The sequence below is a fragment of the Rickettsia akari str. Hartford genome, assembly GCF_000018205.1.
Classification (GTDB): Bacteria; Pseudomonadota; Alphaproteobacteria; order Rickettsiales; family Rickettsiaceae; genus Rickettsia; species Rickettsia akari.
Genome location: NC_009881.1, coordinates 181,202 through 196,035, shown reverse-complemented (window position 1 = coordinate 196,035; position 14,834 = coordinate 181,202). Strand labels below are relative to the sequence as shown.

The following is a 14,834-nucleotide window of genomic DNA, read 5'->3' as shown; positions in this document are numbered from 1 at the left end:
CTATTTATCTTGATAAAGCTTTGCAAGTATTATTAATTGATTTAAAATAAAATCTATTAAATATCATTTGACAAATGTTAGTATTTTTTATATTTTGTTTTGCTGAAATTCAGTTAATTTAAGTAGAAAGTAATAATATGACAGTACATGACATCACTTCTTATCTAATTAAGCAGAGATATACAATGATTCAAACATCATGTAAACTAAGCAAAGATATGGAGGATGTTTATAGCCTCACGCCGCATCCAATGCGGTATGCTTGTCTTCACTATTTACAGTTATTATCTCTACCTATATCGCTAGCATTTTATGTAACAAAGCTTTGTTTTACAGCTAATCCTGTATGGACATGGATAGGGTTTGATATTTTGTATAAGAAGATGGATCAAGCGATAGCCAAAAAAATATTACACGGCTTACCTGATGAAACAGCAGCAGGTCAGAATATACCTAAAATTGTCGAGTATGTATTGAAAAAATATGAAGAAAACCCTACATTAATCCCTCTTGTTGAACATACATTTATGCAAAAATTTTTAGCAAAGATCGATAAATGTATTCCTGCTTTCTCTAAAATAGTAAACTTTTGGAATGCAGGAGGAATTAGTTATTCTGATGAAATACAAACAAAACGAGAGTTAATTAACGTTATTTATAAACAAATTGTTTCTAAAGCTTATGAAGTAGGTAAAAAAGGAGGAAAGCTTGAAATAACGGATGTGAAAGCACTGTTCCCCGAGATAGATTTTGAAGACAAAATCAGTACTAAATCAGCAAATCTTGAAATAGAAAAGCTTGAAATAACGGATGTGAAAGCACTGTTCCCCGAGATAGATTTTGAAGACAAAATCAATACTAAATCAGCAAATCTTGAAATAGAGAAAGTAGAAGTAAACAATGAAGAGCATTTAGTTTCTGAGATGTATATTAATCAAAAACACGAAGAAGCTACGGTTACTACTAATGCAAATAATGGTATTAACCCATTATTAAACTTATTCATGTTAAAAGCTTTACGTGATGAAATGTGTCAGGAGGCACTGCAAACTTGTGTTGAGCGTTGTATAGCAGAAATTCAGATATCTAAAAATCAGGCGTGCCGATATGAAGATTCTTTAGCAAGATTACAATTATGCAGTGATTATAACTATGATGACAATAATACGTGTATCTTGGAACAATCAGTATCTTATTTAGGTCAAACCTACGAGCATTTAGCACCACCGATGATTGCTTGTTATTAAAAAATCATTCCTACGAAACTAAGAAAAAGCCTACAAAAACTTAGTTTTTGTAGGCTTTTTTGTCAATAATGCGTGAAGATTATGTTTCTCTTGGTTTTCCCCTCAGCTTCTAGCTAGAAAAGCATTGTTGTGCGAACTAATAAATGCTCTCTATGTCATTTCCGCTTTTGTAAAAATGACATAGAATAAAAATTTTCCTGTACTATAGTTATACCCGCGTAGATACTAAAGATTGTCATTGCGAAGAGCGACGTGGCAATCTAGAAAATAATAAAATTCTGTCAATCAGAACTTTTTACTGTTATCCCGTGGGTCAAAGCCACGGGATAACAGTGGTGAAATTGAGCCATGCAACAAACGATGAGGTTCTTCGCAATGACAACTTTCAGTATACACGCAATAAAGCCTTACAAGCATCAAGTATATTTATATATTTTCTTCATCAAGCTTCACGGCTGCTTTACGCATTTTATCCATAAAATAACCGGTTCCAGCAGGTACTAATCGTCCAACTATCACATTTTCTTTTAATCCTCGTAACTTATCTACTTTACCCGCAATAGCTGCTTCCGTTAAAACTCTAGTAGTCTCTTGGAATGATGCAGCAGAGATAAACGATCTAGTTTGCAGAGAAGCTTTAGTAATACCTTGTAATATTAATTGTGCTGCAGCAGGTTTTAAACCGTTTTTAATAGCTTTTTTATTTATCTCCTCGAATTCATGTCTATCTATTTTTTCACCTGCTAATAAGGTAGTTCCACCTGAATCCGTGATTTCTACTTTTTGTAACATCTGACGAATAATAACCTCTATGTGCTTATCATCAATCTTTACACCTTGTAGACGATAAACAGCTTGAACCTCTTTAACAATATAATTTGCAAGAACCTCTACACCCATTACTTTTAAAATATCTTGAAGTACTGGATTACCATCAATCAATAAATCGCCTTTTTTAACAAAGTCACCTTCGTTAACTACAACATGCTTACCTTTAGGTACCATATACTCAATAGACATTGTTTCATCAATCGGATGTATAATAATACGTCTCTTAGATTTATAGTCTTTACCGAATTCTACTCTACCGTCAACCTCGGCAATAACTGCATGATCTTTAGGGCGTCTTGCTTCTACAAGCTCGGCAACTCTCGGTAAACCACCGGTAATATCTTTAGTAGTGGTTGATTCTTTCGGTATACGTGCAATAATATCACCTACAGAGATTTGTACTCCATCTTCTACGCTTAAAACTGCTCCAACCGGTAAGTAATATCTAGCTTCTAAACCGTTTGATAAGGTTATAACTGCACCTTCAGCATCTAAAAGCTGTATACGCGGACGTAATTCTGCACCGCGTGAATACTGCTTTGATTCAATAATAACTTTACTTGGTATTCCAGTAGCTTCGTCAGTTACGTCACGAATAGAAATACCCTCAACCATATCTTTGAATAAAACTTTACCTGATTTCTCCGTGATAATCGGTATAGTATAAGGATCCCACTCCGCTAGTTTTTGAGTTTTAACAACCATATCGCCGTCATCAACAAGTAATCTAGCACCGTATGGAATCTTATGACGAGCCTTTTCATTACCATTATTATCAAGTAATAATAATTCACAATTTCGGCTCATAACAATTTTGCGTTCTTCGGAATTAATAACAACGTTACGACTTATAATTTTCACTTTTGCGCCATAGGAAGCTTCAACGGAAGAAACTTCAGCACCTTTTGTTGCCGCTCCTCCAATATGGAAAGTTCTCATTGTAAGCTGCGTACCTGGTTCACCGATAGATTGAGCAGCAATAACCCCGATTGCCTCACCCTCCGACACCAACGTACCGGTAGCAAGATCCCTACCGTAACATATGCTACATATACCGGTAGTACTTTCACAAGTTAATACGGATTTTATCATAATTCTGTCGAGTCCAGCCGACTCAATCTGTTCTAACTTTGCTTCATTAATAAGCTCGCCTTTGTTGAGAATTAGAGCATTAGTTACAGGATGAAATATATCGATAGCAGCAGTACGACCTAAAATCTTTTCAGATGAAGGTACTATAACTTCTCCCCCTTCAATAACACTCTTAACTTCAATCCCTTTATCAGTTCCACAATCTTTTTCGGTAATAATACAATCTTGTGCAACGTCTACTAATTTTCTTGTTAAGTAACCTGAGCTTGCAGTTTTTAAAGCCGTATCTATTTGCCCTTTACGCATTCCGTTAGCAGAATTAAAACACTCAAATTCAGTTAATCCTTCCTTAAAGTTAGAGATAATAGGAGTTTGTATAATTTGACCGTTTGATTTGGTCATTAACCCTCGCATACCCCCTAACTGCTTAATTTGCTGGAAAGAACCTCTTGCTCCGGAGATAGCCATCATATATATAGCATTTATTTTTTGATGATTCGGTTCATCACTAACCCGTGGCGTAGCAATCTCTTTCATCATGTCGTTTGCTACTCTATCGGTACATCTTGACCAAGCATCAACTACTTTATTGTATTTCTCTCCATAAGTAATTAAACCGTTTGAATATTGTTGTTCAAACTCTTTTATTTCAAGCTGAGTTTCATTGATATGAGTACTCTTAGATTCTGGTACTACCATATCGTCCATTCCAAAAGAAATACCTGAAGAACAAGCATATTTAAAACCTAGTTTCATTAGCTGATCGGCAAAAATTACTGTAGCTTTTTGACCGCAGTGGCGATAAACTAAATCTATAACTAATGATATATCTTTTTTAGTTAGTTGTTTATTAATAAACTTGAATTCTATATTAGGATTAGAAGGCAGTAATTCACCGACCATTAACCGACCGTAAGTAGTATCAATAATAACATGGACCATTTTACCTTCAGCATTTAGCTGATTTCTACGATATTTTATCTTTGTATGAATAGTGATAAATTTATTATATAAAGCATGTTCCATCTCAGCTAAATCTGAGAACATCATCCCTTCGCCTACTTCATTATCAAATGCAAGGGTTAGATAGTATAAACCGAGTACTATATCTTTATCCGGTACAATAATTGGACGTCCGTTTGCAGGGCTTAAGATATTATTTGTAGACATCATAAATACCCTAGCTTCAAGCTGTGCTTCAATCGATAACGGAATATGTACCGCCATCTGATCACCGTCAAAGTCTGCATTAAACGCAGCACAAACAAGCGGATGAAGCTGAATCGCTTTACCCTCGATTAATAGTGGTTCAAATGCTTGAATACCTAATCTATGCAATGTCGGAGCTCTATTAAGTAAAACGGGATGCTCTCTTATGACTTCTTCAAGCACATCCCAAACTTCAGGCTTTTCAGCTTCCACCATTCTTTTTGCGGCTTTAATAGTCGTAGCAATACCGTACAACTCAAGCTTAGAATATATAAACGGCTTAAACAGCTCCAATGCCATTTTTTTAGGTAAACCGCACTGATGGAGCTTAAGCTCAGGCCCGACCACGATAACCGAACGTCCTGAATAGTCAACCCTTTTACCAAGTAGGTTCTGACGGAAACGACCCTGCTTACCTTTAAGCATATCACTTAATGACTTAAATGGACGCTTATTAGCATTTTTTGCTGCTCTACCGCGACGACCGTTATCAAATAACGCATCCACTGCTTCTTGTAACATTCTTTTTTCGTTTCTGACTATTATATCAGGAGCTTTTGACTCTATTAATTTCTTTAAACGATTATTTCTATTAATTACTCTTCTATAGAGTTCATTTAAATCTGAAGTAGCAAATCTTCCACCATCAAGCATAACAAGCGGTCTAATTTCAGGAGGAATAACCGGTAAAACATCCATAATCATCCATTCCGGCTTGTTTTCTGACTCTAAAAAATCCTCTACTAATTTTAAACGCTTGACTATTTTTTTCTTTTTGACTTCTGAAGAAGTAGTTTGTAATTCCTCATATAATTCGTGCTTTAACTTTGCAAAATCAAGCTCTTTAAGCATTTGTTGTATTACTTCTGCACCTATAGAAGCAGTAAACGCATCTTCACCGTACTTATCTTTTGCTTTCTGTAATTCTTCCTCTGTTAAGAGTTCGCCTTTTTGTAAAATCGATAACCCTGGATCAATTACTACATAATTTTCAAAATAAAGAATCTTTTCTACATCTCGCATTGTCATATCAAGAAGCGTACTAATTCTTGAAGGTAGTGACTTTAAAAACCAAATATGAGCAACGGGAGCCGCAAGTTCAATATGCCCCATTCTTTCACGTCTTACTCTAGAAACCGTAACTTCAACACCGCATTTCTCACACGTAATGCCACGGTTTTTCATACGCTTATATTTACCGCAGAGACATTCATAATCTTTTACCGGACCAAAAATTCTTGCACAAAATAAACCATCTTTCTCAGGTTTAAAAGTTCGATAGTTAATTGTTTCAGGTTTTGTTACTTCACCGAAAGACCACGAACGTACTTGATCAGGACTTGCTATATTAATCCTTATTTGATCAAATTGTTGAGTATTACTTAATTGTCCGTAAAAATTTACTACGCTCATAAATACTTTTCCTTAAAAATTACTCGTATTCTAAAATGTCACTCCGTGGCTTGACCACAAGATAACATTAATTTATTTTTCTGGATTGCCACACCCACTTCGTTCGTTTGCAATGACGATTTTCGAGTCATGCAACAAGACCAATACTATGCAGAACAATATACATACTTCGAGTAAATAAATAGTAGGCATACGAAGATCAATTTCAAAAAGAGCAAGGAGTCCGTAAGACGAGGAGCGGAGCGTATACTTAATACGTTAGCACCACAAAATTTGCTAGACGACGTAGCCAATTTTTGAAATTCACCGAGTACACATTTAACTCGAAGTTACTTCAAGCTTTACGTTAAGACATAAAGATCTAAATTCTTTTATCATCACATTAAATGATTCAGGAATACCTGATTCAAAATTATTTTCACCACGTACTATAGAATCATAAGTTTTAATCCTACCGTTTACGTCATCTGACTTAACAGTTAACATTTCCTGTAACGTATAGGCCGCACCGTAAGCTTGTAATGCCCAGCATTCCATTTCTCCGAAACGCTGTCCACCGAAATGAGACTTACCTCCAAGCGGTTGCTGCGTTACTAAGCTATAAGGTCCTATAGAACGAGAGTGAATTTTATTATCGACTAAGTGATGCAGCTTCAGCAAATATTTCTGTCCAACAGTCACTAGACGGTCAAAATATTCACCGGTTCTACCATCAATTAATTTTACTTGTCCTGAAGGATCTTGACCGGCAAGTTTTAACATATCTTTAACGTCCTGAACTTTTGCTCCGTCAAATACAGGAGTTGCAAAATATACGCCTTTACCTACTTTATTACAGAAGGAGATAATCTCTTCTTCAGATCTTTCAAGTATATAATTAATATTCTCTCCGTATAGCTCAAGTAAGAATTTCTTAATTTTCTCAATACCTATATTTTTATTTTTATATTCCTTTACTAATGTAGATATTTTTTGTGCTAAATTTATTGATGCCCACCCAAGATGCGTTTCTAAAATCTGTCCTATATTCATACGTGACGGAAGACCTAGAGGATTTAGAACAATATCTACCACAGTTCCATCTTCTAAAAATGGCATATCTTCTTCAGGTACGATACGTGAAACAACACCTTTATTTCCGTGCCTTCCTGCCATCTTATCACCAGGCTGTAATTTATGCTTAGTTGCGATAAATACTTTTACTACTTTTAAAGCTCCCTGAGGTAAATCATCACCGCTTTGCAATTTCTCTACCTTAGTAGCAAATCTTTTATTGAGGGCATCTTTTTTCTCATCATAATGAATCTTTATCTGCTCTATTTCATTCATTACATTTGCATCTTCCACAGTAAGCTGCCAAAACTGCCCTTTAGATAAACCTTTTAGCATTTCAGTAGTAATAGTTTGTCCTGCTTTTACTTGCTTAAGACCGTTAATAATCACCTGCCCTACTAAAAGCTTTTCAAGCAAACTAAACACAAAATGCTCAATAATTTCTAATTCATCATCTCTGTCTTTTGCTAATTTTTCAATTTGTTGTTTTTCAATAGCAATAGCTCGCTGGTCTTTTTCTACACCCCTACGAGAAAAGACCCTTACTTCTACTACAGTTCCGCTCACTCCAGAAGGTACATGCAGCGATGAATCTTTTACATCAAAAGCTTTCTCCCCAAAAATAGCACGTAGTAGCTTCTCTTCAGGAGTAATAGGCGATTCACTTTTCGGTGTTACTTTTCCGACTAAAATATCACCGGCTTTTACTTCTGCACCTACATAAATTATTCCGACTTCATCAAGATGACGCAACGCTTCTTCACTTACATTCGGTATATCACGGGTAATTTCTTCAGGACCAAGGCGTGTATCTCTAGCTATTACTTCAAATTCTTCAATATGAATCGATGTAAATATATCCTCTTTTACTATACGTTCAGATATTAAAATTGAATCTTCAAAATTGTAACCGTTCCAAGGTAAGAAAGCCACAAGCACGTTTCTACCTAAAGCAATTTCACCGTTATCCGTACTAGGACCGTCAGCTATAATATCGTTTTTCTTAACATAATGACCAACCTGAACTAAAGGCTTTTGATTTATACAAGTATTATGATTGGACTTTTGGAATTTTAATAAATTATAAATATAAACAGAAGGAGAACCATCAATTTTTTGTTCTAGAGTTCTAATCACGATTCTATTTGAATCTACCTGCTCAACAATACCGTCATGTAATGCAAGCACAGACGCTCCAGAATCTTTAGCTACTACCCCTTCAACTCCGGTACCTACAAAAGGTGCATCCGTTTTAATTAAAGGAACAGCTTGTCTTTGCATGTTTGACCCCATCAAAGCACGGTTAGCATCATCGTTTTCTAAGAACGGTATAAGAGAAGCCGCAACCGATACTACCTGCATAGGAGTCACATCAATAAAATCTACCTCATGCGGTTCTACCATTACAAAATTACCGCCTTCAACACGACAATTAATAAACTCTCCTTGCAGCTTTCCATCTCGATCAACTTTAGAATTTGCCTGTCCGATTTTGTATTTACCTTCTTCAATAGCAGAAAGATATATCACTTCATCGATTACACGCCCATCTTTAACTTTTCTATACGGACTCTCTATAAAACCGTGTTTATTTATCCTAGCGTAAGTAGCCATAGAGTTAATTAACCCGATATTCTGACCTTCAGGTGTTTCAATAGGACAAATACGCCCGTAATGAGTAGGATGTACATCACGCACCTCAAAACCTGCTCGATCTCGACTAAGACCTCCAGGACCGAGTGCCGACAGCCTTCTTTTATGTGTTATTTCCGATAATGGATTTGTTTGATCCATAAATTGTGATAATTGGGAGGTACTAAAAAATTCTTTTACGACTGAAACTAAAATCTTGGAATTTACTAAATCATGAGGCATTACGGTATCAACATCACCTGCCGACATCCTTTCAATTACAGATTTTTCCATTCGGACTAAACCTATTCTAAATTGATTTTCTATCAATTCACCTACCGATCTAACCCTTCTATTACCTAAATGATCAATATCGTCTATTATACCTTTACCATCTTTAAGCTCTACCAAAACTCTTACGATATTTTTAATATCATCAATTGTTAAAACCGTAACTTCTTCAGAAATACTAAGCCCTAACCTAGAATTCATTTTTATTCGTCCGACTTCTGAAAGATCATATCTTTCAGAATCAAAGAATAAATTATAAAACAGGCTTTCAGCCGCTTCTATATTAGTAGGTTCACCTGGTCTTAAAACTCTAAAAATGTCACATAATGCTGCCTCACGGTCCTGATTCTTATCAGCAAATAAGGTATTTCTTATATATGGACCGGACTGAGGGTTGATTACTAATACGTTAACATTTTTAATTTTAAGATCATTAATAACATTTAGCATATCGCTAGTTATTATTTCACCGATTTTTGCTAATACTTCATCGCTTGCAGGATCTCTTAAATCTTCGGATAGATATTTGCCGATTAAAGTTTCATGAGCTACTAAAATATTATTAATACCTTCAGCACAATATTTTTGAGCCAAACGCGGGGTAATTTTTTGTCCTGCCTTCAGTAGAACATTTCCAGTATCTGCATCTACTAAATCACTGGTTAAACGATGAGCAGTAATATGCTTAGGTATAAATTTAACCGCCCAACCTTTCTTTTTAACAAGCTTATAAGTTACTGAATTATAATAAAATTTTATAATTTCTTCAGTACTCATACCTATAGCTCTAAGCAAAGTAGTAGCATAAAGCTTTCTTTTTCTATCAATCCTGAAATAAAGAACATCTTTAGCATCGAATTCTAAATCAAGCCAAGATCCTCTATATGGAATAACACGAGCAGAATATAAAAGCTTGCCGGAAGAGTGGACTTTTCCTTCATCATGATAAAAGAATACACCAGGTGAGCGATGCATTTGCGACACAACTACCCTTTCTGTACCATTAATGATAAAAGTACCGTTTTTAGTCATTAATGGGATATCACCCATATATACTTCTTGCTCTTTAATCCCTTTAATTTCTCTAGTACCGGTATCCTCATCTATATCCCAAATACTTAACCTTAAAGTAACTTTAAGAGGAGCAGCATAACTTAAACTTCTTTGACTACATTCTTCTACATCATATTTTGGAGTATCGAATTCATATTTTACAAATTCTAAATTAGCAATATTGGAGGAATCTGAAATAGGAAAAATTGAGTTTAATATAGATTGTAAACCTTTATTTTTTCTTTCAGAATCTTTAATATTTAACTGTAGAAAGTTTTTTTCATATGAATTTTTTTGAATTTCAATCAAATTTGGTATATCTGCTACTAAATTTATGTGACCGAAATTTTTTCTTATTCTTCTATTATGTGACAAGGGTTGTGCTTCTATATTATCCCTTAATGAAACCATATAATCTCCCGACTGATAAAATTACTGCCCGTATTGAAGTGATTAGGTCCTATGCATTTTTAATAGAACAATTATAATTATGACTCTTTTTAGCTGTAAATCATAAGTTTTTTGTGAAATTAGTAATAAACTCTCCTCTCAAAAATCTTATTAATTTTTGCTTTAAAATATCTTCTAATTATAATAATTAATCACAAGTGTTCAAAACATAAGTTCTGTATATAAAATTTAAATTATTTATATTTTAAACGATAAAATGCCTATAATTTGCAGTAAAATACAATATACTGCTTTAAATTTTTTTACATAGCACTTAAATTAAAGAAACCTAATAAGTGTCCTATTTAGATCTTGTGTAGGCTCTGCGAACATTTCCAAAAAGATTTGATTTTGGTTATTTGTTTGTTACAAAAAATTAGGTACTATTCATTCAAAAATCTCATTAATTTTTATTAACAATCAATTATAAATGTTCACAACACCTAGAAAAGTTCAATAATTTAAATTTCTAGACGTATGGTACTAACAAAACTATTTTAATCAATAAGATTTTCAATGTAATAGCTTTAACCTATTTCAAAAAAATAACTTAAATTAGATTTAAAATAATTTTTAAACAAAAAAGCCTTATTCGAATTTCATTACTAAAATAAGGCTTTTTAGCTTTTAAAAAGTTAATTTAAATCTATAAAATATTTTATCATGTAATGCAAAAAATATTAGGTTCTGTAAAAAAATTAATCTATATTTAGTTATTTTCGATTAAAAACCACAAGATTTTTTTGAATACAGATAACTGCTCCAACAAGAATCTTATTAATTTTTACCTAAAAATATCTAAAAATACTAATCATTTAATTTTTCTTTAAAGAACCTAAAAATAATTATTTTAATTCAACTTTTGCTCCGGCAGCTTCTAACTTACCTTTGATTTCTTCAGCTTCTGCTTTCTTCACATTGCTTTTCATAAGCTTTGGAGCTTCATCAACTAATTTCTTAGCTTCAATTAAACCAAGACCCGTAATATCTTTTACGGCTTTGATTACTTCAACTTTCTTATCACCTGCAGCAATTAAAACTATCTCAAACTCAGTTTTTTCAGCAACTGCTTCAGCCGCAGGGGCTGCTCCGGCAGCTGCTACAGCTACAGGTGCTGCTGCAGATACGCACCATTTTTCTTCTAGCATTTTCACAAGCTCAGCTGCTTGCATTAATGTTAATGATGATAATTGTTCTTCAATTTTAGCTAAATCTGCCATAATTTTTTCCTTTTTACTTTTTTTATATTGAGTGATTACTGCATCAGGTATTTCAAAGTTAATTACACTCTTTTTTGCTGCAAATGATAAGATTTTTTAACATAAGAACACGCCTACAAAACCTTATTAATTTTCACTCTAAAAGCTCTTTAATTATCAATTAAAATCCCTAGTGCAGTAACCTTTAAATTAATTTTTACTAGCATGTGCTTGTAGTACTCTCGCCATACTCACAGACGGGGCTTGTAAAACACCTACAACCTTAGTAGACGGTGCTTGTAATAACCAAACAATTTTACCTCTAAGCTCATTAAGTGAAGGTAGCTTAGAAAGTTCTTTTATTGAATATTCATCTAATACGCGATTATCGACTATTCCACCAACAATCTTGAGATTACCATTAGACTTAGCAAAATTAACTACTAATTTTGCCATCTCAACCGGTTCTTTAGAATAAACAATAGCAGTAGGGCCTGCAAATAAATTAGCAATACTATCAAGCCCTGTTTGCTTTGCAGCTATTTTTGCTAAAGTATTTTTAACTACTTTAAAACCTGCTTCTCTAGATTTAAGTGATTCTCTAAGTGAACTCACTTGACTAACGGTTAACCCATGATAACGAGTAATAATTATGGATGGCGATTCTTTATAAATATTTACAACATCCCCTACTGCTACCGGTTTTTCTGATCTTAACACCTTTTAATTCTCCTTTTATAACACAGTTTAATATATTTAAACTGATACAAATACTTAAATAACAAATTTTTTACTATACTACCGTTAAACCGCTATAAACATTATGCTATACTAGTCAAATCTATTTGTACCGATGCTCCCATAGTAGAAGATAAATACATTGCTTTTAAATAACTTCCTTTTAATCCGGAAGGTTTCGCTTTAATTACTGCCTCAATAAACGCATTTAAATTTTTTAATAAATCTTGGTCTGAAAAAGACAATTTTCCAAGCCCTGCATGAATTATACCTGATTTCTCTGCTCTATATTCTACCTGACCGCTTTTAGCATTTTTAATAGCATTTTTAATATCCAAAGTTACGGTACCAAGTTTAGGGTTAGGCATTAAACCTTTTGGTCCTAAAATCCTTGCAACTGAACCTATAGCTGCCATCATATCGGGAGTAGCTATACATACATCAAAATTAATTTTCCCTGATTTAATTTCATCAATTATATTTGTTGAACCTACTAAATCTGCACCTGCACTTTTAGCTTCTTCTTCTCTTTCTTCTTTACAAATAACGGCAACTCTTACGATTTTACCTGTACCGGCAGGTAAATTAACTACACCACGTACCATTTGATCGGAATGCCTAGGATCAATTCCAAGCTTCATAACTATTTCTAAGGTTGGATCAAATTTAACATATGATGCTGATTTTAATTGCTCAACTGCATTTGTCAAATTATATAAAGTATCTGGTTTTACTTTTTCTCGAGCTTCTCTTATTTTTTTACCGCCGCTCATTTTTACGGTAATATCTTTCTTATTTGACATAATAATTAATTCCCTACCACTTCAAGTCCCATAGATGCAGCGCTACCACAAATAATTTTTGTTGCTGCTTCAATATCTTTTGTATTTAAATCAGGCATTTTTAATTTTGCAATTTCACGACAATCATCCATAGTAACTTTACCTACCACGGCTTCTTTCTTAGTAGCACTAGAACCTTTAGTAATTTTAGCATATTTCTTTAAAAAATAAGAGGCAGGAGGAGTTTTGATTTTAAAAGAAAAACTACTATCTTCATAAACAGTAATTAAAGTTGGCAAAGGTACTCCTTTGTCCATATCTTTTGTACTATTATTAAATTCATCACAAAATGTTTTAATATTAACTTTTCTTTGCCCAAGGGCCGGTCCTATAGGAGGAGCAGGAGTAGCGCCACCGGCTGGAATTATCAAGTTAATATAACCTTTTATTGCCTTCTGAGACATTTATAAATATCCTTATTTTCTCTTAAATTAATAGTGTATACATTTGTCATTCCTGCGAGAGCAGGAATCTAAAATAAAATATATCTTAAAAACAAGTGTTTTATACGTTGTGCCGGATTCCTGCTTTCACAAGAATGACACCAGCGATCTTTATTAGACCAATAGCAACAACATACAACACAATATACCGATTAGTACAAAAATCTAATTACTTTTAATTATTTTTCTTTACTTGGTTAAAATTTAGTTCTATTGGAGTTGCTTTACCAAATATTGATACTGAAACTTTTAACCTATTTTTTTCTTGATCTATTTCTTCTACCATACCGGTGAAAGTTTCAAAAGGACCGTCTGTAACAATCACGATTTCACCAACTTCATACACTTTAGAATTCTTTGCTTCTTTAGCTTCTGCTTCCAGATTATTAAAAATATTCTGTATTTCGCTGTCCGTAAGAGCTTTTGGCGTGGTTTTACTTCCTAAAAAGCCGGTTACCCCAGATATATTTTTTACTAAATGCCAAGATTTATCAGTTATATTCATCTTTATCAAGATATAACTCGGCATTAGTTTTTTTTCTACCTTGACATTTTTACCGCGTTTAACTTCAGAAACTCCAAAAACAGGTATTAATATATCTTCAAAAAAATCTGTCATTTTCTGTTTAGCGATTTTTCTCAGCAGATCTTCTTTTATACGTTTCTCTGCTCCTGATACCGTATGTACTACATACCACTGCTTTACATTTCTTTCAGAAGAAGACAATACATTATCTATACTCTGTTCTGTCACAATTTATTCCTTATACTAATTTGCCGATATTAAGCAAAAGCTGCATTATGTTATGTATACTATAATCAAGTACCAAACAAATTAGGCTAAAAATAAAAACTGCTGCTACTACTACCAATGTTGAAGCAACAAGCTCTTTTTTAGTTGGCCAAACTACCTTATAAATTTCTTGTTTAACTTGTTCACACAACTTATAAATTTTATATTCTTTAAACATATTTTTGTTAGGTAATTTATTAGACTTCTTACAACACTCTACTTCTAGAGACAATGATCCAACACTGGAATTCTTACATACTAACATGTACGCTTCAATTCGCGGTGAAATATCTCTTGCAACTGCTTCTCTATAAGCAAATTTTGTAAAAATTCTACATTTTATAGCAAAAAAACTCTAAACCTATCATGGCAGGAGCGACAGGCATCGAACCCGCAACCTCCGGTTTTGGAGACCGGCGCTCTACCAATTGAGCTACACTCCTATCATACTTTTAATAAAAAATCAATGAATTTATTAAAAATATTCATTAGTAAAACAACATTTACCTTCGCAAGACATGACATTAATTATATCTAATTAGATCCAT

General features: G+C 33.6%; 9 protein-coding genes and 1 tRNA gene. 1 reads left to right on the top strand and 9 read right to left on the bottom strand.

Annotated features, from left to right (window positions below; genetic code table 11):
- The first annotated feature begins 137 nt into the window (after positions 1–137).
- Positions 138–1,247 carry a hypothetical protein gene (locus A1C_RS00940; protein WP_041816739.1) on the top strand — a complete coding sequence of 370 codons (1,110 nt, stop codon included), beginning with the start codon at positions 138–140 and terminating at the stop codon, positions 1,245–1,247.
- 426 nt (positions 1,248–1,673) lie between these two features.
- Here the strand turns inward: A1C_RS00940 and rpoC are convergent, their stop codons facing one another.
- From rpoC to A1C_RS00895, 9 genes are all read right to left on the bottom strand, one after another.
- Positions 1,674–5,792: a DNA-directed RNA polymerase subunit beta' gene (rpoC, locus tag A1C_RS00935; protein ID WP_012013403.1), complete on the bottom strand. Its 4,119-nt coding sequence runs from the start codon at positions 5,790–5,792 to the stop codon at positions 1,674–1,676.
- A gap of 318 nt (positions 5,793–6,110) precedes the next feature.
- On the bottom strand, positions 6,111–10,232 hold the full coding sequence (rpoB, locus tag A1C_RS00930; protein WP_012013402.1) for a DNA-directed RNA polymerase subunit beta: 4,122 nt from the start codon (positions 10,230–10,232) through the stop codon (positions 6,111–6,113).
- Positions 10,233–11,116: 884 nt separating this feature from the next.
- Positions 11,117–11,491: a 50S ribosomal protein L7/L12 gene (rplL, locus tag A1C_RS00925; protein ID WP_012013401.1), complete on the bottom strand. Its 375-nt coding sequence runs from the start codon at positions 11,489–11,491 to the stop codon at positions 11,117–11,119.
- Positions 11,492–11,680: 189 nt separating this feature from the next.
- Positions 11,681–12,190 (bottom strand): 50S ribosomal protein L10, encoded by a 510-nt coding sequence (gene rplJ / locus A1C_RS00920; RefSeq protein ID WP_012013400.1) that lies wholly within the window; start codon positions 12,188–12,190, stop codon positions 11,681–11,683.
- Between the two features lie 101 nt (positions 12,191–12,291).
- The gene (gene rplA, locus A1C_RS00915; RefSeq protein ID WP_012013399.1) at positions 12,292–13,011 is read right to left on the bottom strand and encodes a 50S ribosomal protein L1; all 720 of its coding nucleotides are present in this window, start codon (positions 13,009–13,011) and stop codon (positions 12,292–12,294) included.
- Between the two features lie 5 nt (positions 13,012–13,016).
- Positions 13,017–13,454, bottom strand: a complete 438-nt coding sequence (rplK, locus tag A1C_RS00910; RefSeq protein ID WP_012013398.1) for a 50S ribosomal protein L11 — start codon at positions 13,452–13,454, stop codon at positions 13,017–13,019.
- A 214-nt stretch (positions 13,455–13,668) separates the two neighbouring features.
- Entirely contained in the window at positions 13,669–14,247 is a 579-nt protein-coding gene (nusG, locus tag A1C_RS00905; protein ID WP_012013397.1) for a transcription termination/antitermination protein NusG, read from the bottom strand.
- A gap of 10 nt (positions 14,248–14,257) precedes the next feature.
- The gene (gene secE, locus A1C_RS00900) at positions 14,258–14,464 is read right to left on the bottom strand and encodes a preprotein translocase subunit SecE (protein ID WP_012013396.1); all 207 of its coding nucleotides are present in this window, start codon (positions 14,462–14,464) and stop codon (positions 14,258–14,260) included.
- A 189-nt stretch (positions 14,465–14,653) separates the two neighbouring features.
- Positions 14,654–14,729: transfer RNA gene (locus A1C_RS00895), tRNA-Trp, on the bottom strand.
- Between the last annotated feature and the right edge of the window lie 105 nt (positions 14,730–14,834).